The 22,637-nt window shown below is 58.5% G+C and carries 19 protein-coding genes; 5 read left to right on the top strand and 14 right to left on the bottom strand.

What is annotated here, in order from left to right; genetic code table 11:
- Nucleotides 1-85 precede the first annotated feature (85 nt).
- The gene (locus V1T76_RS26205) at nt 86-463 is read right to left on the bottom strand and encodes a RidA family protein (protein ID WP_330563626.1); all 378 of its coding nucleotides are present in this window, start codon (nt 461-463) and stop codon (nt 86-88) included.
- 71 nt (nt 464-534) lie between these two features.
- Here V1T76_RS26205 and V1T76_RS26200 point away from each other — a divergent pair, with 71 nt between their 5' ends.
- The gene (locus V1T76_RS26200; RefSeq protein WP_330563625.1) at nt 535-1,830 is read left to right on the top strand and encodes an NAD(P)/FAD-dependent oxidoreductase; all 1,296 of its coding nucleotides are present in this window, start codon (nt 535-537) and stop codon (nt 1,828-1,830) included.
- 788 nt (nt 1,831-2,618) lie between these two features.
- Here V1T76_RS26200 and V1T76_RS26195 read toward each other — a convergent pair.
- Nucleotides 2,619-3,944 (bottom strand): NAD(P)/FAD-dependent oxidoreductase, encoded by a 1,326-nt coding sequence (locus V1T76_RS26195; RefSeq protein ID WP_330563624.1) that lies wholly within the window; start codon nt 3,942-3,944, stop codon nt 2,619-2,621.
- A gap of 231 nt (nt 3,945-4,175) precedes the next feature.
- Here V1T76_RS26195 and V1T76_RS26190 point away from each other — a divergent pair, with 231 nt between their 5' ends.
- Nucleotides 4,176-4,652: an Lrp/AsnC family transcriptional regulator gene (locus V1T76_RS26190; protein ID WP_148583882.1), complete on the top strand. Its 477-nt coding sequence runs from the start codon at nt 4,176-4,178 to the stop codon at nt 4,650-4,652.
- A gap of 9 nt (nt 4,653-4,661) precedes the next feature.
- Here the strand turns inward: V1T76_RS26190 and V1T76_RS26185 are convergent, their stop codons facing one another.
- The 6 genes from V1T76_RS26185 to V1T76_RS26160 all read right to left on the bottom strand — a co-directional run bounded on the left by V1T76_RS26185 (nt 4,662) and on the right by V1T76_RS26160 (nt 12,473).
- Nucleotides 4,662-6,314, bottom strand: a complete 1,653-nt coding sequence (locus V1T76_RS26185) for an ABC transporter ATP-binding protein (RefSeq protein WP_330563623.1) — start codon at nt 6,312-6,314, stop codon at nt 4,662-4,664.
- A 2-nt stretch (nt 6,315-6,316) separates the two neighbouring features.
- Nucleotides 6,317-7,165, bottom strand: coding sequence for an ABC transporter permease (locus V1T76_RS26180; RefSeq protein ID WP_330563622.1), 849 nt, complete (start codon nt 7,163-7,165; stop codon nt 6,317-6,319).
- On the bottom strand, nt 7,162-8,115 hold the full coding sequence (locus V1T76_RS26175) for an ABC transporter permease (protein WP_330563621.1): 954 nt from the start codon (nt 8,113-8,115) through the stop codon (nt 7,162-7,164). Before V1T76_RS26175 ends, V1T76_RS26180 begins: the two co-directional genes overlap by 4 nt.
- A 182-nt stretch (nt 8,116-8,297) precedes the next feature.
- Nucleotides 8,298-9,899, bottom strand: a complete 1,602-nt coding sequence (locus V1T76_RS26170; RefSeq protein WP_330563620.1) for an ABC transporter substrate-binding protein — start codon at nt 9,897-9,899, stop codon at nt 8,298-8,300.
- Nucleotides 9,900-10,242: 343 nt separating this feature from the next.
- Nucleotides 10,243-11,616, bottom strand: coding sequence for an aspartate aminotransferase family protein (locus V1T76_RS26165; RefSeq protein WP_330563619.1), 1,374 nt, complete (start codon nt 11,614-11,616; stop codon nt 10,243-10,245).
- Nucleotides 11,617-11,636: 20 nt separating this feature from the next.
- Nucleotides 11,637-12,473, bottom strand: coding sequence for a GNAT family N-acetyltransferase (locus V1T76_RS26160; RefSeq protein ID WP_330563618.1), 837 nt, complete (start codon nt 12,471-12,473; stop codon nt 11,637-11,639).
- A gap of 307 nt (nt 12,474-12,780) precedes the next feature.
- Between V1T76_RS26160 and V1T76_RS26155 the strand changes: the two genes are divergently transcribed.
- Nucleotides 12,781-13,449 carry a haloacid dehalogenase type II gene (locus V1T76_RS26155; protein WP_330563617.1) on the top strand — a complete coding sequence of 223 codons (669 nt, stop codon included), beginning with the start codon at nt 12,781-12,783 and terminating at the stop codon, nt 13,447-13,449.
- Between the two features lie 14 nt (nt 13,450-13,463).
- Nucleotides 13,464-14,738, top strand: a complete 1,275-nt coding sequence (locus V1T76_RS26150) for an NAD(P)/FAD-dependent oxidoreductase (protein ID WP_330563667.1) — start codon at nt 13,464-13,466, stop codon at nt 14,736-14,738.
- Nucleotides 14,739-14,858: 120 nt separating this feature from the next.
- Here the strand turns inward: V1T76_RS26150 and V1T76_RS26145 are convergent, their stop codons facing one another.
- The 6 genes from V1T76_RS26145 to argE form a co-directional block, all read right to left on the bottom strand.
- Nucleotides 14,859-16,316: an NAD-dependent succinate-semialdehyde dehydrogenase gene (locus V1T76_RS26145; protein WP_330563616.1), complete on the bottom strand. Its 1,458-nt coding sequence runs from the start codon at nt 16,314-16,316 to the stop codon at nt 14,859-14,861.
- Nucleotides 16,317-16,326: 10 nt separating this feature from the next.
- Nucleotides 16,327-17,376, bottom strand: coding sequence for a tartrate dehydrogenase (locus V1T76_RS26140; RefSeq protein ID WP_330563615.1), 1,050 nt, complete (start codon nt 17,374-17,376; stop codon nt 16,327-16,329).
- Between the two features lie 8 nt (nt 17,377-17,384).
- The gene (locus tag V1T76_RS26135) at nt 17,385-18,848 is read right to left on the bottom strand and encodes an aldehyde dehydrogenase family protein (protein WP_330563614.1); all 1,464 of its coding nucleotides are present in this window, start codon (nt 18,846-18,848) and stop codon (nt 17,385-17,387) included.
- Between the two features lie 151 nt (nt 18,849-18,999).
- On the bottom strand, nt 19,000-19,353 hold the full coding sequence (locus V1T76_RS26130) for a cupin domain-containing protein (protein WP_330563613.1): 354 nt from the start codon (nt 19,351-19,353) through the stop codon (nt 19,000-19,002).
- Nucleotides 19,354-19,372: 19 nt separating this feature from the next.
- A complete protein-coding gene (locus V1T76_RS26125; protein WP_330563612.1) occupies nt 19,373-20,296 on the bottom strand; it encodes a 2-hydroxyacid dehydrogenase in 924 nt (307 codons plus the stop codon).
- 15 nt (nt 20,297-20,311) lie between these two features.
- Complete coding sequence (gene argE, locus V1T76_RS26120) at nt 20,312-21,436, bottom strand: acetylornithine deacetylase (RefSeq protein ID WP_330563611.1); 1,125 nt, start codon at nt 21,434-21,436, stop codon at nt 20,312-20,314.
- A 187-nt stretch (nt 21,437-21,623) separates the two neighbouring features.
- Here argE and V1T76_RS26115 point away from each other — a divergent pair, with 187 nt between their 5' ends.
- Entirely contained in the window at nt 21,624-22,565 is a 942-nt protein-coding gene (locus tag V1T76_RS26115) for a GNAT family N-acetyltransferase (protein ID WP_442970184.1), read from the top strand.
- Nucleotides 22,566-22,637 lie beyond the last annotated feature (72 nt).

Here is a 22,637-nt window from a genome sequence, read left to right as displayed (position 1 = left end):
GCCTCGCTGCTGCCCTCCGGAGAGCCAGATGGCAGGAGCTTTGAAGTCTGCTCGGGTTCGTACCTCGAAACAGGATCTTGATCGTTTACTTCCGAATGCGCGCGGTAACCTCGATCTCGACCTTGATTTCATCGGTCACGAAACCGCAGGTCACCGTGGTGTTTGTCGGGCGCGGATCCTGGAAAACGGTCCCGAGGTGTTTGGCGATGTCGATGATATCTTCCCGGCGCGCGACAAAGACCCTGAGTGAAACGATATCGCTTAACCCGCCCCCCGCTTCGGCGAGCGTGGAGGAGATGATCTCAAGCGCCTTTTTTGTCTGCCCTACGGCGTCATCGGCATCGGTTTCGCCTTCCACATAGCCGGACGTTCCGGAGATGAAAACCCAGTCGTCGTCAACGATCGCGCGGGAGTAGCCACCGATCTTTTCGAAAGGGGAGCCGGATGAAATTGCGTAGCGCATCGGGTGCCTCGTGTTCTATCTTTGATCAATGATCAAGAGTTTATTTTATCGGATTTTGCAAGGCAAATAGAATGCGAGCCAGCAATATGGAAAAACAGGACACGCTCTGGCGCCGGACTGCGCGCGGTTCCTTCAACACAACGGCTCCCTTGCCCGATGCTGTTGATGTGGCGGTTATTGGTGCCGGGTTTACCGGGCTGACGACGGCGCTCTGTCTTGCCCGGGCAGGCAGGAAGGTTGCCGTTCTGGAACGTAGCTTCCTCGGAGAAGGGGCAAGCGGCCAAAATGCCGGTTTCGTCGTGCCCAACTTTGCGCTCGCTGATCCTCAGGTTGTTCACCGGAAACTGGGTGAGGAGAAAGGCAATGCGCTTCTGGATCTGGTCAGTCAGGGCGCGGATGCGGTTTTCGAGACCATTCGTGACCATGGTATCGCCTGTGATGCCTTGCAATCCGGCTGGCTGAACCCCGCCGTCACGGATGATGCTGCGGACATGCTCAAGGGCCGGGCCGAATTCTGGCAGTCCAGAAACCGCCCTGTCCGGTATCTTTCACAGCCGGAAATCCTGCAGCAGACCGGTATGACCCTTTACAAGGGCGCATTGCTCGACGAGAGCGGCGGCACAATCCACCCGCTGGATTATCTCTTTGGTCTTGCCCATGCCGTCGAAGCTCAAGGGGGAACTGTTCACGAAGCTGCATGTGTCAAACAGGCGCGGAAAGAGAACGGGAACTGGCACCTGACACTGGAAGACGGTCGCGCCTTGATGGCAAGGCAGATCGTCTACTGTACGAACGCCTTTACCAAAGGTGTTTCCAGAAGACTGGGACTGTCGACGGTCCCATTGCGAGTCTATCAGGTTGCGACGCGCCCAATTGCGCAAGAGGTCGTTGACCGTATTGCTCCGGATCACCGCAGCGTAGGCGATACTCGCAAGAACCTTTTCACTTATCGCCTCGATAGGGAGAACCGGCTGATCTCCGGAGGGATGTCGGCAATCCCGATCGGTGCAAAGAAGCGGTTGGGGGAGGCAATCGTGAACCGTCTCGCTCACGAACTCTCTCTGCCAACGGTTCCCGAAATCGAAGTGGTCTGGACTGGTGTGGCAGCCATGACGCCGGACTTCCTGCCGCGCATCCATTGCATGGGCGACAATGCCTTTGCAGGCATCGGGTGTAACGGGCGTGGGATCGCGATGACAACGCAACTCGGCCGGGTTCTTGCGGACGCCCTTATGGGCGCCCATGTAGACAAGCTTCCGATACCTCTTCGCAAGGTTCAGCGATTGCCTTTCCATAGTTTGATGCCACTTGCCACGTCAGCCAGCCTGATCATGGCGCGCATTGAGGACAGCCTGGCTCACCGCTAGATGTCGCGGCTTGCATCTATCCAGTGTCAGGATTGCAAACATCGCGACATTTTGTGCCCCATGATCCGGGCCGTTCAAGTGTAGGATCGCTTCACGTTTCTTTCTGATGTTTGGTTTGTGGTAATCGTGGCTTGCAAAGCGGAGCGATTGCGTACCTCAAGCGAAACAGACCGGCTTCTAGTGAGCTATCTTGCACAATCGGCCGGGGCGATCCCACCCAGGGATGTGTGGGGGCCTCGTTTTATTTTAGATGTTTGTTTTTATTGAGTATTCACCCATGTCTAAACTCCTCCCTGCGTGATTTCAGCTGGGGTCGGCGGAGTGATCGTCCAGGCGTTTTTGAGCGTTATCAAACGCCAGCATTATCGTGCCGATAGGTCCGGAAGAGCTTCTTGCGGTTCATCTCAAATCCCTCTCTGGTCGGCAGAATGCCTAGGTGGCGATACCCAAACCGGTGGCATTCGTTCGCCAGCTCCCGCAGCCTCGTGTGCAAGACATTGTCGCCCTGATCCTGTTCCCGGCACTTGAACGATGAGCGGTCATGGTCCGCAAGACGGCATGCCCGACGCTCGCTCAGGCCATGCCAGTCCACAACGTCCCGAACAGCACGCTGCATCACGCCAGGCGTCAGTCGTTTCTTGGCGTGTCGTTAGATTTTTGACTACGGCATTGCTGGGCATCGCATCTGCTCCAGTCGGGTATTCTGGTTTTTCAGAGATCGCATCTTCTTCGTCTCTGGCAAGTTGCTGACCCCGTTGATGATGACGGTGTTTCGCTAACAGGCGACATCAGAAATCGGCGACCTTGCCCCATGCAGAGTTGTTGAAGCGATCGGGATGATAAGGCTTCGGGTCGACCAGCGGTTCTTCACCGGTCACAATGTCGGCAATCAGATGACCTGCCCCTGGCCCAACACCAAAACCATGGCCGGAAAAGCCCGCGGCCAGGATGAAGCCGGGAACAGTCGAGATTTCTCCGATGCCCGGTACTCCATCCGGAGTTGTATCGATAAAGCCTGCCCAGACTGCCTGTATCTTGGTCTTGCTCAATTCCGGCAACAGCTCGAGCGCGCGTTGATGGGTCAGGCGGACAGTCGCCGCATCGGGTTTCGGGTCCAGGATCCGCATACGCTCCATCGGCGTCTTCTCGTCCAGCTTCCAGCGGCTCAGCGTCTCGTGGCCGCCTCTGATCCCCTCAAGACCTCCAGGTGCGAGGTTTCGCCACCGCTTGAAAAACATCGGCAGAAACTGCGGTGCAAACCTTATTTGCTGTGGTGTGACGTCGACACGCCCGCGCCCGCTGATTGCCAGGGTAAAGCCGCCGTCGCCTCTGCGGGTGACGGTAATTCCAGAGGTATGAAGCGTATCGGGAAGACCTTCCGCCTCAGCCGAGACCGACAATGCGGTGGAACGGATGGAGGCTTGCGGAAAGCGAATGCCCAGTTGTCTGCAAAAAGACGACGCCCATGCCCCGCCGGCAAGAACGGCCGCTTTGGTTCTGATCGTGCCGTGTTCCGTGACCACGGCACTCACCCGGCCACCTTCCGTTTCGATGCCACGGGCTGCGCAGTTCTGGATCACCGTGCCACCGCACTTGATAATGGCTCGTGCGACAGCAGGCGCCGCCCGCGCCGGGTCCGCGATCCCGTCGGTTGGCGAGAAGACACCGCCCTTCCAGCTTTTTCCGGTCGCATAACCTCGCTCGGCCGCCTCCGCGCTTGAGAGCATATGCGTGGTCACGCCAAGGGGTTTTGCAAAATCGCGCCAGCGCGCCCAGCCTGCGATTTCTTCCTCGTTGTTGCTGAGGTAGAGAAGGCCGCAGCGGCGAAAGCCGGTTTCTTCACCGGTCTCTTCCTGAAAGCGCTCCCAAAGATCAAGGCTCTTCGTAGAGACCGGCAATTCCCGGGCATCGCGGTTTTGCTGACGGCACCAGCCCCAGTTTCTGCTCGATTGTTCGGCTCCGATGCGTCCCTTTTCGATGAGCACCGTCTTCAGTCCGCGCCGCGTCAGATAGTACGCGGCGAATGCACCGATGATGCCGCCGCCGATCACAACCGCGTCAGCATGGTCAGGCAGGTTCGATGAAGTCTCAAGCAGGGTCAGTGGCGCTGGCATATCCATCTCCGAATTCCGGCCCCTACCCTAGTCCGGCTATGTCCGCATTCAGTGCTGGAGATATCTCCAGCGCCGCAGATAATTCTTTGAACGGAACAAACAATAGAATTATCTGCTCCATATCAAAATCGAGAGTTTGTAGATGATGTTGCGGTGTGTGGTAAGCTTCTTAGGGTTATCCGCAGCAGTTTATGCTGCAGTCGAAGGCAACGGGAAGGTGACAGAACAGTGATGAAACTGGATCGGACTGACATCAAGATCCTCTCCGAGCTGCACAAGAACGGCCGCATCACGAATGTCGAATTGGCCGAGCTTGTTCACCTGTCACCCAGCCCATGCCTGATGCGCGTGAAACGTCTGCAGAACGAGGGTTATATCGAGGGCTATTCGGCGCAGATCAACCTGGGAAAACTCGGACAGACGCTCACCGTCTTTACGGAAATCACGCTCAAAAATCACCGCCAGCACGATTTTGCCCGGTTTCTGTCGGTCGTCGGCAAGGTCGATCAGGTCATCGAGTGCCACCTCGTCTCCGGGGGCTACGACTATCTGGTGAAATTCATCACCGCCGGGATCGGAGAATACCAGGTCATCATGGAACGGTTGACCGACATGGATATCGGCATCGACAAGTACTTCAGCTTCGTCGTGCTGAAGTCGCCGATTGTGAAATCACACCTGCCGTTGACCAGCCTCTTCCCGGCCTAACGGCTTTGATCAGCCAACATATTGCCGCACCAGTTCCGGTTCCAGAACCAGATTGTCCAGCCACGCCGGATCAAGCTTCGGCACGGAGGAGAAGAGCAGTTTCGAATAGGGATGCTTGGGGGCCTTGATGCCTTCCCGCGTCAACTGCTCCACCTTTTCCCCGTGATACATGACCACGATCTCGTCACAGATGGCCTCGACGACCGAAAGATCGTGACTGATGAAAATATAAGACAGATCGAGTTCGCGCTGCAGCTCCTTGAGCAACTCGATAATGGCGGTCGCGACGACCGTGTCGAGTGCCGAGGTGATCTCGTCGCAAATGATCAGTTTCGGCTCCGCGGCCAGGGCACGAGCAAAGTTGACACGTTGCTTCTGCCCGCCAGACAGTTCAGCCGGATGCCTGTAACGCAGGTTTCTCGGCAGGTGGACCATATCGAGAAGTTCATCAACCCGCTTGCTGCGGTCTTGAGCGCTCATGCCGTGGTAGAAGGTCAGCGGCCGCCCCAGAATATCTTCGATCGGCTTGGCCGGATTGAGCGCGGTATCTGCAGACTGGAAGACAATCTGCATGTGCTGCAACTGATCCCGGGTACGGTTTTTTGATGCCGGGGGCATTTCCTGCCCGTCGAAGAGGACCCGCCCGGCGCTGGCGGGCAGCATGCCGGAGATCGTTCTCGCCAAGGTCGACTTGCCGCAGCCGGATTCGCCGATGATGCCTAGGTTTCTGCCCTTTTCGAGCTCAAAGCTCACGGATCGAACGGCCCGGATAAGCGGCAATCCGTCCGCTTGAATCTGACCGTAACCGGATGTCACATCTTCAATACGCAGGAGCGGTGTCGCTGCAGCCTCTTTTCGCCCGGAAAACTCGAAATGTCTGGGCTCGAATGCAGCCAGAAGTTCCCGGGTATAAGGATGTTTCGGTGCCTGCAGGATATCTTGTGTTGTGCCGGTTTCCTGGACCTCGCCGTCTTTCAAGACGACGATCCGGTCAGCGATCTGGGCAACAACGGCCAGATCATGCGAAACATAGACACCGGCAATGCCGCCCTGCTGCATGACCGACTTAAAAGCCTTGAGAACGTCGATCTGTGTCGTCACATCAAGCGCAGTGGTCGGCTCATCGAAGATCATCAACTTCGGATCCCCGATCAGTGCCATGGCGGCGGCAAGGCGCTGCAACTGTCCCCCCGACACCTGATGGGGGTAGCGGTTACCGATGTTTTCGGCATCCGGCAGGGACAGTGCGCGGAACAGTTCAATTGCGCGAAGGCGTGCCTGGGCCGGTGGCATGAGTTTGTGAATCCGGGTTACCTCGAACACCTGATCCATGATTGTTGCCGATGGATTGAAGGCAGCAGCCGCACTTTGCGGCACGTAGGCGACCTCGGTACCGCGCACCTGCTGGCGCTGTTTTTCCGAAAGCCGGGCCATGTCCTTGCCGTCGACCAGCAACGACCCTTTGGTGATCTCGCAGCCGCGTCTGGCATAGCCCATCAGCGAAAGTGCGATGGTCGTCTTGCCTGATCCGCTTTCCCCGATCAGCGCGACGATCTCGCCCTTGGCGATATCCAGATCGACACCCTTGATGATCTCGATCCGGCGTCCGGCGTCCGTTGTCGCTTCAACATGAAGATTTCTGATTTCTACGAGATTGGTCATGTTCAGGCACTCCGATCCCGGATTTTACGCGGCAGATTGTCGATCAGCAGATTGACGCTGATGGTCAGGCTGGCAATGGCCAACGAAGGTGCGATCACGGCTGCCGAGGCATAAGAGAGGCTCTGGATATTCTCATGCACGAGGGCACCCCAGTCCGCCAGCGGCGGCTGCACGCCAAGTCCGAGGAAGGACAGGCCGGAGAGCAGCAGCACGATGAAGACAAAGCGGATTCCGAAATCCGCGAGCACCGGGCGAATGATATTGGGCAGGATTTCCGCACAGACGAGATAGAGGGTGCTTTCTCCGCGAATGCGAGCGACCGCGACAAAGTCCATGGTGTTGACATTGACCGCGAGCGCCCGGGCAAAGCGGAAAGAGCCCGGTGTGTAGATAAATGCAAGCGTCAGGATGAGCGCCGGCAAGGAAGACCCGACCGCAGCAACCACAACCAGACCGAAGAGCTTGCTGGGGATCGACAGCATCGCGTCCATGAAACGGCTGAGCAATGTGTCGAACCATCCACCGATAACCGCTGCGGCCATGCCGAGGACAACGCCGCTCGTTGTGGCGATAAGAACGCCCGCAAGAGACACACCGAGCGTGTAGCGAGCGCCCATGATGATGCGGGAGAGCATGTCTCGCCCCAGATAGTCCGAGCCAAGCCAGAATTTGCTGTTTATCGGGCCGAAAAAGTCGGTATCAACGATCTTGCCGGGCGAATAGGGAACAAGATGTGGCGCGAAGGCGGCCACGAACGCCCAGAACAGGATGACGGCCAACGCGATCATGCCAATCGGGCTGAAGGTGTAGCCGAAACGGTGAGCCGACATGGTTGTGGCGGTCTGCTTCATTTGCGGAGCCTCGGATTGGAAACAATGGCGATGATGTCGGCAATCGTGATCAGGATCAGGTAACCGGCACAGAAGATCACCGCGCAGGTCTGGATCAACGGCAGGTCACGTGTCGCGACAGCATCCACCATCAGCTTGGCAATGCCCGGATAGTTGAAGATCGTTTCGATGATGATGACGCCGCCGATCAGATAGGACAGCGACAGTGCAAGCGCATTGACGATTGGACCCAGCGCGTTCGGCAATGCGTGGCGCAGAACCATCCGGCTACGCGACGCCCCCTTCAGGAGCGCCATTTCGACATAGGGTGTGTCGAGCGTCTCGATAACGGCGGCGCGCGTCATGCGAATGATCTGTGCCGAGACCACGAAGGTCAGCGTGACGACCGGCATCGCGTACATTCTCAACATGTCGGAGACGGAGTGAATTTCATTGACGAAAGAGATCGCGGGCAGCCACCGCAAGTAGACGGCAAAGATTAGAACTGCGGTGGAGGCGATCACGAACTCAGGCACGGAAATCACACCAATGGTCAAAACGGTGACGACCCGGTCATAAAGCGATCCCCTGGCGACTGCGGAGGTAATGCCAAGCGTCAGCGCGAAGGGAACCGCGATCACCGTGGTGATAGCCGCAAGCTCCATGGTATTGAGGAACCGGTTCCCGATGAGCGTGGATATCTCCATGTTGTTGGCGTAGGACTTGCCAAGATCGCCAGTCACGAAGCCGTAGGCCCAATGGAAGAAGCGCGTAATAGCGGGGTCGTTGAGATGCATCGCTTCACGCAGTCCCGCCACCGCTTCCGGCGTAGCTGCCTGGCCAAGCAATATGGTGGCCGTGTCGCCCGGCAGCATATTCGTCGTGAAGAACACCGCGAATGATACGATAACAAGGGTGATGATCGCGATGCCCAATCGTTTCAGGATCAGGCGTCCGATTTCAGAGTTCATGGAAGATCTCCAGCCGCAATGTCCGATGCCGGCGGCCAAGCCACTTTCCCATCAAACATGTTCAAAAAGAAGAGCCTATTGCTCCCGGCCCGCCTGTGTGTTGCGGCCATTCGTTCTGTCGCGCAATAGTCTGGCAACATTCATATCCGGAGGGCGTTGCCCTCCGGATATGGCTCCTGAGATCAGGATTCAAGCCAGATATGTTCTGCCATCGAGTAGCCCATCATGCCTGCGACAGGGTTGGTCAACAGACCCTTGACCTTTGTGGAAAGTGCATCCGCATTGGTGATGTAGGCAGGAATGATTGTACCAGCGTCGTCGGAGATCATGGTCTGCATTTCGTTGTAGATCTCGTGCCGCTTTGTCTGATCGAGCATACCGCGCGCCTCAAGCAGCATCTTGTCGAACTTCGGCGACTTGTACTGGCTCTCGTTCCAAGGAGCGTTGGACGCATAGAGAAGCGAGAAAAAGATATCCGGCGTCGGGCGCGGGTCAATGTTGCCGAAGTGGATCGGAGCCTTGAGCCAGTATTTGCTCCAGTAGCCGTCTGAGGGGACGCGCTGCACGTCTAGGTTAAGACCGATATCGGCCCCTGCGGCCTGGACGATCATGGCCATATCGACAGCATTGCCGGCAGCATCCGAGGTGATGACAGGGATGGACTGGCCGAGCACTCCGGCTTTTTCGAAGTAATGCTTCGCCTTGTCCGGATCGAACTCCTTCGGCTTGAGATCGGCATTATGGTAGACGTTAGCTGGCGAAATTGGCTGATCGTTGCCGATTTCTCCATAGCCGCGCAGTGCCGAGCTGATGATCTGATCGCGATTGATCAGATATTTCATGCCCGTGACAAACTCCGGCGTGTTCATGTCGAGGCGGATATTGAGGTTCGTATAGTTGCCGTTTGTCGACTTGGACAATTCAAAGCCGCTTTGGGATTCGACCAGCTTTGTCGAACGCGGGTTGATGGCGGCCGCCAAATGAATATCGCCTGCCAGAAGTGCGTTGACGCGGGCGTTGTCGTCACCGATCGCGAAGAACTCGAAGCTATCGATATGGGGCAGACCCGGCTTCCAGTAGTTCTGGTTCTTCTTCATGATCGAGCGCACGCCTGGCTCGAATGTTTCAAGCGTGAACGGACCGGTGCCGATCCCTTTCGAGAAGTCGGTCGTGCCGTCCTGAACGATCATGAAGTGCTGCAGTGCCAGAATGAACGGAAGGTCGGCGTTCGCTGCTTCGAGAACGATCTCGACCGTCGACGGGTCGACAGCCTTGATCTCGGCAAACTGTGCGGCGATCTTTGCGACCTTGGAGCCGACACTCGGGTCGAGGTGGCGGTTCAGCGCGAAGACGACGTCGTCGGAGGTGAGCGCCTTCCCATCATGGTAGGTCACGCCCTTGCGAAGCGACACTGTCCAGGTCTTGGCGTCCTTGGACTCGAGCTTCTCGGCGAGTTCCATCTGAGGAACACCGCTGCCATCGATGACGGTCAGCCGGTTGTAGAGGGAGCAGCAGCGCACATAGTCTGTGCCGTTCGAAGCCTTGGCCGGGTCGAGTGTGTCAGCATTTGAGGACGACAGACCTGCGGCCTTGAAATGCCCGCCGGAAACCGGGGTACCGGCAACAGCGCTCGAGGCGCGGCCGAAAATCGCGCTACCAGCTGTAACAGCAACGCCGCTCGCCAGCATCAACTTCAGGAGGTCACGGCGCGACGCACCGCGACGGATGGCGTCTTCGACCTTTGCATCGTCGGACTTCGTCCAATTGGTAATTTTCTCAGTCATTACATTCCCCTCTTCGGTCGGTTTGGGTGGCGGCCGTCTTGATTGCGGACCTTCCAGCCTCGGTTGGTTTTCACAGCCACCCTTTGCGGATTTCGTGTTGGCAATGTGTTAGCTACTTGTCTCTTCGGAACCTTCACTTCCCGGGATCACCCAAGGTTCCGACTGTCAAAGTCTGAAGGAGGAAAATATTTCCCTTCGTTCAGTCCCTGATCCAAGTTGCCGATTACTCCTTTTCCCACCTTTAGTGTTTCACGCCAGCGTTGGCTTATTCTCCGTAATTGCCGGTCGCGGCAGCATTAAATTGCGAACTTTGTTGCTCCGGCAGTATTTCGGGAATCCTCTCTCAAGCCATGACGGACCTGACATCCTGGTCGGCGAGCGTCTGATCCAGCGTTTCGCGGGTCCGCTCGATGATTGCGTCGATCTCGGCATCGGTACAGCAAAGCGGCGGCGCATAGCCGAGAACGCCCTGCGGAAAGGCACGGATGACAAGGCCATTGTCCCATGCCCGGTCGAAGACGCGCCTGGCGGCCATGGCGGCAGCTGGAAGCGGGGTCTTTTTAGCCTTGTCGGTAACAAGTTCGATGCCTGCCAGCATGCCGCGGCCACGAACTTCGCCGACCAGCGGATGATCGCGCAGACTTTCCAGTCCGGCCATCAGCCGGGCACCCGCTTTACGGCCATTTTCAAGCAGGCCACCTTCGTAAAGCTTCAGCACCTCAAGCGCGACCGCCGCACTGACGGGATGCGCAGAGTAGGTGTAGCCGTGGCCGACCGCGGCTTCGCCCGCACCATCGGCAATCACGTCATAGACGCCATCCGACATGAAAACAGCGCCCATCGGCACGTAACCGGAGGTCAGGCCCTTGGCGACCGTCATCATGTCCGGGACAACGTCTTCCGCCTCGCAGGCAAAAAGCGGCCCGGTGCGACCGAAACCGGTGATGACCTCGTCAGCGATGAAGAGGATGCCGTATTCATGGCAAAGGTCGCGGATTGCCTTGATCCAGCCTTTGGGCGGCACAATGACACCGCCGGACCCCTGGACTGGCTCAGCGTAAAATGCGGCAACACGGTCCGGCCCGATTTCTTCGATCTTGGCCTTCAAGTCGGAAAGCGACGCGGCCGTGATTGTTGCCGCATCGTCTCCGACAGGGTTGCGGTAGGGATAAGGCGACGGGATTTTGTGCTGCCAGTCGAAGGGAACGCCAAAGCCGGTATGGAAGGCCGGAAGCGCGGTCAGTCCGGCGCCAACCGTTGATGAACCGTGATAGCCCTGCTGGATCGAGATAAACTGATCGCGCTGCGGCTGCCCCTTGGCATTCCAGTAGTAGTGGACAAAGCGAACGGTCGAATCCACAGCATCCGATCCGCCGAGCGTGAAATAACACCTGTTCAGGTCACCCGGTGCACGTTCGGCAAGTTCGGATGCCAGCCGGATGGCAGGCTCCGACCCGAGGTCAAAATATCCCGTAGCATAAGGCAACTCCCGCATCTGGCGGGTTGCGGCCTCAACGATACTTTCATGGCCATACCCGGCATTGACGCACCACAGCCCCGCGAAGCCGTCGATAAGCTGGTGGCCGCTGGCATCGGTAACCGTTGCCCCGTTGGCGGATTTCAAGACCCGCACACCCTGGCGTTCGTGTCCGCGATAGGACGCGACAGGGTGGATGAGATGGGCACGATCAAGTTCGTTCAGGGAATTGGCGAGCACTATGCTTCTCCAGATTGATTTCAGCCAAGGGCCTGGTTGGCCAGCGCGTAGACTTTTCGCCGTGCCTGTTCTGCATTGTCTTTGGGAGGGCGCCGCATCGCCACGCCCCCGCCGGAATGGGCAAGCCCGATTTCGGCGAGCCAGGGCGCGAGGCCGGTTTCGCTTCCCGTGTCGATACGAAGGAACGCCCCGGGGCGCGAGGAGGCGTGATAGGCAATAAGCGCGCGGGCCGCCTCACGATCGGGCGCAATGACCGGACCGATCACGTCGCCGCGCCCGAATTGCCGGATCGCAGCATAGGCTTCGACGGTGCTGCCCTTGCGGATCACCGCAACGCTGCCGCACGCCACCAGCGCATCGATCATCTTCGACCGGTCTGCTCCGTAGGCTTCGCGGTCGAGCGTCTTCAGAGCCTCAAGATCGCCGGCAGCCATTTTTTCAACGCCCACCGGGGTGTCGCAGGAAAGCGCCTGACCTTGACACTGGAGGATCGTGCCGGTGGCTACAAAGCCGAGCTTTTCATAAAGCGGCAGGCCCTCCTGCGTCGCAATGAGGCGAAGCGGGCGATCCCCAGCCAGAACAAACGCCTCTTCCATGAGCTTTCGGCCAACACCGAGACCGCGCATGGACTTGTCGACGATCACCATATTGATCGTGGCGCAATCGTCGCCGTAGGGCGTCACAAGCGTCGTGCCGGTGACACGGCCTTCCGCATCGGTTGCGACAACACCAGTGCTTAGCTGCTGCACGAGCATCCAGTCTTCGCGACGATGCGGCCAGTTCTCGGCACGCGTCAGCGCAAGTGCACCATCAATATGCTCAGGCCCGAAAGCACCAATATCAATTTGGCTCTGCATGAGTGATCCTTTCCTGATGAGAAGTTTCGGACAGGAAAGGCAAGCTATTCATCTGAATGCATGGGGCTGCGCACTATCTTCTGCCAAACCGCGGCGCGCATCCCGCATATTGTGCTGGCAAGGCATTTAAGGGGCCGGCGGACAGACATTTCGACCGGCACCTTGAAGAGCTGCCGTGCAATTCTGTGCCAAACCGGGCGGCAATTTAAAAACTTTGTGCTTCCAGAGCAGCCAATTCGCTCGGCCAAGCGAAGTCTCGTCACTTTATGATGATGTCAACGACACACATAGACAGAGGAAGAACTTCATGGCCCCCATTCGCCCGAAATATGTCACCTTCGATTGTCACGGCACCCTGATTCATTTCGACATGGCCGGTGCTGCCCGCGACCTTTACAGCGACCAGCTGGATGAGCAGGCGATGCAGAAATTCATCAAGAATTTCTCGGCCTATCGTCTTGACGAAATCATGGGAGCCTGGAAGCCCTATGCCGAGGTGGTCCATAATTCTCTGCAGCGGACCTGCAAGGCCAACGGTGTCACCTTTCGGGATGAAGACGCGAAGATGATCTATGAGCGCGTGCCGACCTGGGGCCCTCATCCGGATGTGCCTGCAGGACTCGCAAAGGTCGCCAAGGAAATTCCGCTGGTCATCCTTTCCAACGCCATGGACGCGCAGATCATGTCCAATGTCGAAAAGCTCGGCGCGCCCTTCCATAAGGTCTATACCGCCGAACAGGCGCAAGCCTACAAGCCGCGCTTCCAGGCTTTTGAATATATGTTCGACATGCTGGGTTGCGGCCCGGAAGACGTTTTGCATTGCTCGTCCTCTTTCCGCTACGACCTCATGTCGGCGCATGATCTTGGTATCAAGAACAAGGTCTGGGTGAACCGTGGTCATGAACCGGCCAACCCCTACTACGGCTATACCGAGATCGCCGACATTTCCGGCCTCCCCGGCGTCGTCGGCCTGTAGGAAAGTCGATGACGATGAAATTCGTATCCTATTGGCATGACACGGCGCCGGCCTTTACCGGCGGCGCCAAAGGGCCGGTCAGCGGGCACTATGATGTCGCCATCATCGGTGCGGGCTTTACCGGACTTGCCGCTGCACGACAGCTTGCCAAGACGGGGGCGAAGGTCGTCGTACTGGAAAGCGAGCGCGTCGGCTTCGGAGCATCGGGCCGCAACGGCGGGCATCTGAACAACGGGCTGGCTCACAGCTATCTCGGCGCGAAGGCTCAACTTGGCAAGGAGCGCGCCATTGCGCTTTACAAGGCGCTGGACGATTCCATCGACACCATTGAAGCCTTGATCGCAGAAGAGGGTATCGACTGCGATTTTCGCCGCTCGGGCAAGCTGAAGCTCGCCTCCAAGCCCAAGCATTTCGAAGCGATCGCACGCAATTTCGAAGCGCTGAACAAGGAATGCGACCCGGATACGGCACTGTTGACGGCCGAAGACCTCAAAAGCGAGGTTGGCTCACCATTTCATGGCGCAATGCTCTCAAGGAAGAGCGCCGTCATGCACATGGGCCGCTATGTGGTGGGTCTGGCTGAGGCGGCTGCGCGCCATGGCGCCGTCATCTTCGAAGACGCTGCCGTCAGCGATCACAGCGAAGCCAATGGCATTCACACCGTCCGCACCTCCCGCGGCGAGGTGACCGCGGCCGACGTGATCCTGGCGACGGGCGCTTACACGACACAGAATTTTTCCTATTTCCGCAGGCGCATCATTGCCGTTGGCAGTTTCCTGATCGCCACACGGCCGTTGACCGAGAGCGAAGCCGCAGCCGTGATGCCGGGCAATCGCACCTGCGTCAACACGATGAATATCGGCAACTACTGGCGTCTTTCACCGGAGAACCGGCTGATTTTCGGTGGACGCGCGAAATTTTCGGCAACTTCTGACCAGCGCTCGGATTCCACATCCGGCGAGATCCTGCGCGAAAGCATGGAACGCATCTTTCCGCAGCTCAAAGGTATCGACATCGACTATTGCTGGGGCGGGCTCGTTGATATGACAGCAGACCGTTACCCCCGCTCCGGGTTCCATGAGGGTCTGTGGTACGCCATGGGCTACTCCGGGCACGGAGCCCAGCTTTCGACCCAACTCGGCATGATGGTGGCCGACGCCATCCTTGGCCGCGCTGATCGCAATCCGATGCGCGACTATCCCTGGCCAGCGGTGCCCGGCCACTTCGGCAAGCCCTGGTTCCTGCCACTGGTCGGCCAGTATTACAAGATGCTCGACAAGTTCCAGTGAAGCCCTCCCTGTTCCCCCAGGGCTCAAACTAAAGGAGCTGATTGCACGCAATCAGCTCCTTCTTTTTGACTTCACACTTGAAAACAATGGAGCGGTCTCAAGACCGCTCCGCTTTCCATCTCAGGCGAGCCCGCCCATGTGAAAGCTCTTGGTTTCAAGATATTCCTCGATCCCCATTTGAGCGCCCTCGCGGCCAAGGCCGGATTGCTTGACGCCGCCGAAGGGGGCAACTTCCATGGAGATGAGACCGGTGTTGAGGGCCACCATGCCAAACTCCAGCGCCTCGCCGACGCGCCAGGCACGCTTCAGGTTCTCCGTATAGAAATAGGAAGCAAGGCCGAAGGGCGTTCCATTGGCAATGGCAATGGCTTCTTCTTCGGTCTCAAAGCGGAAGAGCGGCGCCACAGGCCCGAAGGTCTCTTCGCTGGCAAGCTGCATGTCGGTTGTCGCGCCCGTCAGAACGATTGGTGCGGTGTATTGGCGACCGTTCGGCATTTCGGGCGTCTGGGTAATGACCTTGCCGCCCTTCTCCAAGGCATCGGCAACATGACGTTCGATCTTTTCAATCGCCGCGCTATTGATCATCGGCCCGATGGACACACCGGCTTCCGTGCCGGCCCCAACTTTCATTTCTTCGACGCGCGCCTTCAGCTTGGCGGCAAACGCGTCGTAAACGCCGGACTGCACCAGAATGCGGTTGGCGCAAACGCAGGTCTGGCCACCATTGCGGAATTTCGAGGCAAGAGCGCCTTCGATTGCAAGATCAAGATCAGCGTCATCGAAGACGATGAAGGGAGCATTCCCACCAAGTTCAAGGCTCAGGCGCTTGACGCTGTCGGCAGCGCCGCGCATCAGGAGTGAGCCGACCCGCGTGGAGCCGGTGAAGGAGATCTTGCGCACCGTCTCGTTCGCCATGATCTCGTTGCCAATGTCCGTCGGCATGCCGGTGACGATGTTGATCACGCCGGCGGGGATGCCTGCCCGCTCGGCAAGTAACCCAAGCGCCAGCGCCGAATAGGGCGTGAATTCCGAAGGCTTGATAACCACCGTACAGCCGGCGGCCAGTGCAGGGGCAACCTTGCGAGTGATCATTGCATTTGGAAAATTCCACGGCGTGATAATGCCGCAGACACCGACCGGCTCTTTCAGCACGAGTATGCGGCGGTCGTTGCTCGGTGCGGGGATCATGTGACCGTTGACGCGGCGCGCCTCCTCTGCAAACCATTTGACGAAGGACGCTCCATAGCGGATTTCGCCGCGCGCCTCGTCCAGCGGCTTGCCCTGCTCGCTTGTCAGGATGAGCGCCAGGTCCTCGAGATTTTCGATCATCAGGTCATGCCAGGCCTCCAGATGCTTGGCGCGCTCGGCATGGGTCTTGGCTTTCCATGTCTTCCAGGCCGCCTCTGCAGCCTCGATCGCGGCGCGTGTATCTTCGCCATCCATATCGGGCACGGTGCCCAGCGTTTCCTGCGTCGCCGGATTGATGACGTCAACGGTCTTTCCGGAGCGGGCTGCAACCCAGTTTGCACCGATCAGCCCTTCTTGGCTGAAAAGACTCTTATCCTTGAGGTTCAGCATCGAGATATCCTTACAGTGTTGTCAGTGCATTCTTGACCGCACTCGTGATAGCGGCGGTCGTATCTTTTCCAGGCGTGGTGCCGATGCCCTTGCCGGTGGTGATCGCCAGCGCCTCCATGATGCGCCGGGCCGCCTGGGTTTCGCCCAGGTGCTCCAGCATCATCGCGCCGGACCAGATGGTCGCCATCGGGTTCGCGATGCCTTTACCGGCAATATCCGGGGCCGAGCCGTGGACAGGTTCGAACATGGAGGGGGCAGCGCGGTCGGGATTGATGTTGGCCGAGGCGGCAAAACCGAGGCCGCCTTGAATGGCCGCCCCCAGATCCGTCAGAATATCGCCAAAGAGGTTCGAGGCGACGATGACATCGAGACTTTCCGGCGCCATGACCATGCGAGCGGCGAGCGCGTCGACATGATAACTCGTCACCTCGACCTCCGGATATTCGGGAGCCAGCTTCTGCGTGATCTCGTCCCAGAAAACCATGGAATATTTCTGCGCATTGGACTTGGTGACAGAGGCGAGCTTGCCACGACGGGCTTTTGCCTGTTCGAAACCGAAGCGGATGATGCGTTCGACACCCGCGCGCGTGAAGATCGAGGTTTCGACTGCGACCTCGTTGTCCATGCCCTGGTGGACCCGCCCGCCGGCGCCTGAATACTCGCCTTCGGTATTCTCGCGGATACAGAGAATGTCGAAAGCCTCCGCTTTCAACGGACCTTGAACGCCTGGCAGAAGGCGGTGGGGGCGGATGTTGGCATATTGGACAAATGCCTTGCGGATGGGCAGCAACAGGCCGTGCAGCGAGACAGCATCCGGCACCTCTTTCGGCCAGCCGACCGCACCCAGAAGAATGGCGTCGAAGCCACGCAGCGTCTCGATACCGTCCTCCGGCATCATCCGCCCTGTTTCCTTGTAGAAGGAGCAGGACCAGGGAAACTCGGTGCCCTTGAGCGCAAATCCGGAGCTTTCGGCGACCGAATTCAGGATTCCCCAGGCAGCGTCGATGACGTCGACTCCGATGCCGTCACCGGGGATCAATGCGATTGAATAGGTTTGCATGGTTTTCCTTAGAGGCTGATGAGGACACTCTTTGTCTTGCGGTTGGCTTGGTAGGCTTCGCGGCCAAGGTCCTTGCCGATACCGGAACGCTTGTAACCGCCGGTCGGCAGGATATGGTCGCGCGAACGGCTATAGCGATTGACCCACACAGTGCCCGCTTCAAGCTTGCGGGCAAAGCGGATCGTGCGCGACAGGTCTTTGGTGAAAAGGCCCGAAGCAAGGCCGTAGACAGGGTGCGCAGAAAGCGCCAGGGCTTCTTCCTCGGTTTCGAATGTCTGGACCGTTAACACAGGCCCGAAGATTTCCTCGACAATGGCGGGGTTCGTCTGATCGACATTGCCGATCAAGGTTGGCTCGAAGAAATAGCCCTCACCTGCGATCAGACCACCGCCCGTGAGACATTCGCCTCCGGCGGACTTTGCTGCGTCAACAATGCTGGCGATGCGGGCACGCTGTCGTTCGGAGATGATTGGCGAATATTGTGTTGTTTCGTCCCAGGTAGGTCCGGGACGGGCGGTTTTCATTTGCTCAATGATCGCAGCGACAAGCTCTTCTGCGACGGATTTTTCAATGATCAGCCGGGTGCCCGCGACGCAGGCCTGGCCGGCGTTGAACATGACGCTGCCGGCGATTGCCGACGCGGCTTTCGCGATGTCGGCATCGGCAAACACGATCTGCGGGCTCTTGCCACCGAGTTCCAGCGTCATCGGCTTGATGCCGGTGCGTGCGATGTTTTCCATGATTGCCGAACCCGCACGGGTCGAACCGGTAAAGCTCACCTTGGCGATGTCCTCATGACCGGTAAGGGCGTTGCCGGTAAGCGGGCCGTCGCCGAGAACCACATTGAAAAGACCTGCCGGAATGCCGGCTTTCACGGCAAGCTGTGCCATGTAAACGGTTGAGAAGGGCGTCATTTCCGATGGCTTGATGACCACCGCATTGCCTGCGGCAAGCGCCGGACCGAGCTTCCATCCCGCCATGGAGATGGGGAAATTCCACGGCGTGATCGCGCCCACGACCCCATAGGGTTCACTCACGATCATGCCACAGGTCTGATCATCGGTCGGCACCAGATCGCTGCCTTCCTTGTCCGCAAATTCGGCAAAGAAGCGGATCTGTTCGGCAGTCACGGCAATGTCACCAGCAATAAGCTGGCCAACAGGCCGTGTGGAAGACAGGGCTTCGATCTTCGCCAATGTTTCCGCTTCTTCTTCGATCAGGTCTGCCCAGGCCTGCAGCGCCTTGGTCCGCTCGCGCGGGCGAACCCCGCCCCAATTGCTGGCCTTGAGCGCTTCCCTGGCATTTTCGACGGCGCGGTCGACCAGACCGGCATCTGCAACGGGACACTCGGCATAGGCCTTTGCGTCGGAGGGCCGGCGCATCTCGATCCCGTCCGAAGCCGGGACGAGTTCACCGCCAATGAAATGGCCGATGGGCAGAGACAGGCTGTCCGGGTCGAAACTGAGACTCATGAGAGGTCTTCCTTGAGAGGTCCGCATCCTGGCCCGAACGTCCGAGTACGAATGCTGTGCTCATCTGTTGCGGTCGGCGTTTCTTGCGTTTTGGCGGGCAACGGCAGTCAAATCTTCCAAGAGAAAAAAGCTGCCGCCCTCACCGGTCTTGTCAGTTCACCACGACGTAGAATTTGCGCACTGTCTCAATTGTCTTCCAGACGCCGACAAAGCCGGGTTTCATCACGAAGCTGTCGCCGGTTTTGTAGATGACCGGTTCGCCGCCCTCAGGGGTGATTTCGACGCGGCCGGAGAGGATGTGGCAGAATTCGAAAACCTCGCCCTTGATCGACTTCGTTTCGCCCGGTGTCGCTTCCCAGACACCGGAAAGAACCTTGCCGTCCTTTGCTTCATCCATCGGCCAGGTCTTGAAGGATGGCGATCCGGCAATCAACTTCTCGGGCGCTGGCAGCGATTCACGGGGAGCAAAGGTTGGATTCGGGTCGAGGGTTTTCAGCAGGGACATGTTGATCCTTTCAGGTGTTTCAATAGCCACGACGTCTGTCGACGAGCCCGACAGGATCGAGACCGGCGCGGTGCCGTTTGATGTTTTCAATGACGGTCCGCGCAGCACTGGCTGGTTGGGTAACGCTGGCAATATGAGGCGTGAGGATGATCCTGGGGTGCGACCAGAAAGGATGCGCCTCAGGCAGCGGCTCCGGATCGGTGACGTCGATCATCGCAGCCGAAAGATGGCCGTCGTCGAGTGCGTCTGTCAGGGCGGCATGGTCAAGCTGCGGACCGCGGCCCGCGTGAATGAGGGCGGCCCCTTCAGGCAACTTTGCAAAAAGGTCGGCATTGAGAAAGCCGCGCGTCTCCTCCGTCAACGGCAGGAGGCAGACCAGAATGTCACTTGTCCGAAGCATCTCATCGAGACCATCAGCACCGTGGTGGCAGGTGACGCCGTCAATCACGCGAGCGCTGCGAGACCAGCCCGAAAGCGAAAAGCCGAGCGGCTTCAATCGCTCTATGACCGCCTGCGCCAGCACGCCCAGCCCGAGCACGCCGACACGGCGCTCCTCGGCCTGCATCTGCGGCAAGGGTGACCAGAGCCGATGTCTTTGCTGGTCGAGATAGGCGGGCAGATTGCGGTGAAGTGCCAATGTCGCCAGAAGCACATATTCCTGCATCATCCGGGCAATGCCGTCCTCGACCATGCGGACAATTTTCACATGGTCCGGCACCAGATCGAAATTGAACTGGTCAACGCCTGCCCCGATGGAAAACAGGACTTCCAGGTTTCTGTAGCGGCCGAGATTGTCCGGCATTCCCCAGGTCAGCAGGTACCGCACGTCCTCGGGAGCAACGTCATTTTCATCCATGCTGAAAGGGACATCCGGCAGCGCTTCGGCAAATGCCTCTGCAAAGATTGCACCGCGTTCGGCATCGGACCTGAAGAGAAATGTCATAGCATGCGATCCCGCTCAGGCCCGGCAGCGCTGGCCGAGCGCTTCGATGAAGGTCTGGCAGGCGACAAGCTCACTTTCGAGAATGAATTCGTCGGGTTTGTGCGCCCGCCCGATATCGCCGGGGCCGCAGATGAGAGCATCTATGCCGGCCGCCTGATAAAGGCCGGCTTCGGTGCCGTAACTGACCGCCCCAAGCGCCGTTTGATGCGTGAGGTCCTCAATCAGGGATACCATTGGCGAGGTCACATCGAGCGCGAGCGCCGGATAAGCGCTCATTTCAGTCCACTCGACCGAATACCCCATCTCGCGCAACGCGTCGGCCTTGTTCCGGATTGGGGTCAGGAGGCTCTGCGGATCGACACCTGATATTGCGCGCGCTTCCAGTTCAAGCCGGCATAAGTCCGGCACGATGTTGATAGCCTTGCCACCAGAAATCACCCCGGCCTGCAGCGAGGAATAAGGCGGCTCGAAGGCTTGATCGAACGGACCGGACGACAGCTTTGCCGCTGCCTCGATAGCCGCATCCAATATGCCCGCCATGGCATGAATGGCATTGAGCCCGAGATCGGGTCGGGAGGAGTGACCGGCACGACCCTGAATGGTGACGCTTGCCGCGGATTTGCCCTTGTGGGCGAGCACCGCTCGCATGTTGCTGGGCTCTCCAATGATCGCGCCCAATGGGGCAGCGCAAAGATCCGGCAGCGCGGCAAGCAGATGTGGCACGCCCCGGCACCCGGCCTCTTCATCGTATGAAAATGCCAGGTGAACAGGCCGTGCGAGATCCATCTTGGCCAGCTTCGGGACAGCTGCAAGTGCTGCGGCCAGATAACCTTTCATATCTGTCGTGCCACGACCGTACAGCCGCTCGCCGTCACGTCGGAGGCAGAACGGGGAGGATGTCCATTCCGCCAACTCTGCCGGCACGACATCCATATGGCCGGAGAGGATGTAGCCGGGAATGTCCCGGGGGCCGATGGTGGCAAACAGGTTGCTCCGGTCGCCTTCCGGGCCAGGCAGAACGGTAACCGCGATACCCTCTGCCTCCAGGTAAGAGCAAATCCAGTCAACAATCTCGCCGTTAGGCGCCCCTACCACGGTAGGAAACGAGACCAGCCGCTCCAGAATGTCAGTCGCGTACATATTTTCCCCGGCAAGTGGCATCGACAAGCGGTCCCATAATTCAAATTGCAGTCATGAAGCATGACGGATTGTTGCGGGATTGAATGCCGAACCTGCGCTCACTTCGGTCGAATGTTTTGCTTTTGGGGGTCTTAAGAGCAATTTATGCGGCGGCGCAGGTTTACGATGGTCAGGGTGCTGCGCAAATATGGCGCGCTGGTCAATAACACTCTTGATTGCCGGGAGCGGGGCTTTGGGGCCAAGCAAAGAAAATCAGATCGACGCTTTTTCAATGCATATTGCCGACGTGCAGGATGCCGATCTCGACCAATTGCATGCGCTGTCGATTTCCGTCGGCTGGCCACACCGGGGTGAAGACTGGCAGTTCTTGCGCGAGGTCGGCGAGGGTGTCGTCACCAACGACGAAATCGGCAGGATCATGGGATCCGCCATGTGGTACCGTCAGGCTGAAAACCTGGCCACAATCGGCATGGTTATCACGTCTCCCCGGCTGCAAACGCAAGGAACCGGCCTCTGGCTGATGGAATATGCGTTGAATGAGCTTGAGGGCTGTAACCTCAGGCTCAATGCCACGCGCGCGGCCCAACGGCTTTATCATTCGCTCGGCTTTACGCCGGAAAAGACTGTTTTCCAGTGTCAGGGTGTCGTGAAGGACGGTGCCGGTGCCGCATGTGACGCGCCGCAAGGCGACCTTCGTGTCCTCACGAAAGACGATCTGCCGGCAATCACGGCGCTTGACGGCGCGGCTTTCGGTGTTGTGCGCGCGGGTTTGATCGACAAGCTCCTGGCGCAATCGGTGGGCTATGGCCTTTTTCGCGACGGTGCCTTGACGGCCTTCGCGCTTTGCAGACGTTTCGGGCGCGGCCATGTGGTTGGCCCCATTGTCGCGTCGAACGATGCCGACGCAATTGACGTTCTTTCACCTCACATCAAAGAGCATGAAGGCCGATTTCTGCGGCTCGACACCCACTTCGAAAGCGGCGAATTCGCGCATCTGGTTACCAGCAGCGGCATGTCCGTTTTCGATACGGTCCTCACCATGTCACTGGGCGAGCGGCTGCGGAAATTTGGAACGGATGTTGTCGAGGGCCCTGTCACCTATTCGCTTGTCAGCCAGACGCTCGGCTAGGTGGTTCTGCCTGAGCGCTATGGAGATCAATAACCAGGGCCAGGCAGCTTCTGGTGACCAACAAGGATGAGA

It is taken from the genome of Roseibium sp. FZY0029 (assembly GCF_036350355.1).
Classification (GTDB): Bacteria; Pseudomonadota; Alphaproteobacteria; order Rhizobiales; family Stappiaceae; genus Roseibium.
Note: the sequence above shows the minus strand (reverse complement) of the source record. Positions and strands in the feature narration are given on the sequence as shown.

What these genes read in the sequence shown, in the direction of transcription:
- V1T76_RS26205 (WP_330563626.1), bottom strand. Translation starts at nt 463, where the DNA reads ATGCGCTACGCAATTTCATCCGGCTCCCCTTTCGAAAAGATCGGTGGC.
- V1T76_RS26200 (WP_330563625.1), top strand. Translation starts at nt 535, where the DNA reads ATGCGAGCCAGCAATATGGAAAAACAGGACACGCTCTGGCGCCGGACT.
- V1T76_RS26195 (WP_330563624.1), bottom strand. Translation starts at nt 3,944, where the DNA reads ATGCCAGCGCCACTGACCCTGCTTGAGACTTCATCGAACCTGCCTGAC.
- V1T76_RS26190 (WP_148583882.1), top strand. Translation starts at nt 4,176, where the DNA reads ATGAAACTGGATCGGACTGACATCAAGATCCTCTCCGAGCTGCACAAG.
- V1T76_RS26185 (WP_330563623.1), bottom strand. Translation starts at nt 6,314, where the DNA reads ATGACCAATCTCGTAGAAATCAGAAATCTTCATGTTGAAGCGACAACG.
- V1T76_RS26180 (WP_330563622.1), bottom strand. Translation starts at nt 7,165, where the DNA reads ATGAAGCAGACCGCCACAACCATGTCGGCTCACCGTTTCGGCTACACC.
- V1T76_RS26175 (WP_330563621.1), bottom strand. Translation starts at nt 8,115, where the DNA reads ATGAACTCTGAAATCGGACGCCTGATCCTGAAACGATTGGGCATCGCG.
- V1T76_RS26170 (WP_330563620.1), bottom strand. Translation starts at nt 9,899, where the DNA reads ATGACTGAGAAAATTACCAATTGGACGAAGTCCGACGATGCAAAGGTC.
- V1T76_RS26160 (WP_330563618.1), bottom strand. Translation starts at nt 12,473, where the DNA reads ATGCAGAGCCAAATTGATATTGGTGCTTTCGGGCCTGAGCATATTGAT.
- V1T76_RS26155 (WP_330563617.1), top strand. Translation starts at nt 12,781, where the DNA reads ATGGCCCCCATTCGCCCGAAATATGTCACCTTCGATTGTCACGGCACC.
- V1T76_RS26150 (WP_330563667.1), top strand. Translation starts at nt 13,464, where the DNA reads ATGAAATTCGTATCCTATTGGCATGACACGGCGCCGGCCTTTACCGGC.
- V1T76_RS26145 (WP_330563616.1), bottom strand. Translation starts at nt 16,316, where the DNA reads ATGCTGAACCTCAAGGATAAGAGTCTTTTCAGCCAAGAAGGGCTGATC.
- V1T76_RS26140 (WP_330563615.1), bottom strand. Translation starts at nt 17,376, where the DNA reads ATGCAAACCTATTCAATCGCATTGATCCCCGGTGACGGCATCGGAGTC.
- V1T76_RS26135 (WP_330563614.1), bottom strand. Translation starts at nt 18,848, where the DNA reads ATGAGTCTCAGTTTCGACCCGGACAGCCTGTCTCTGCCCATCGGCCAT.
- V1T76_RS26130 (WP_330563613.1), bottom strand. Translation starts at nt 19,353, where the DNA reads ATGTCCCTGCTGAAAACCCTCGACCCGAATCCAACCTTTGCTCCCCGT.
- V1T76_RS26125 (WP_330563612.1), bottom strand. Translation starts at nt 20,296, where the DNA reads ATGACATTTCTCTTCAGGTCCGATGCCGAACGCGGTGCAATCTTTGCA.
- argE (WP_330563611.1), bottom strand. Translation starts at nt 21,436, where the DNA reads ATGTACGCGACTGACATTCTGGAGCGGCTGGTCTCGTTTCCTACCGTG.
- V1T76_RS26115 (WP_442970184.1), top strand. Translation starts at nt 21,624, where the DNA reads ATGGCGCGCTGGTCAATAACACTCTTGATTGCCGGGAGCGGGGCTTTG.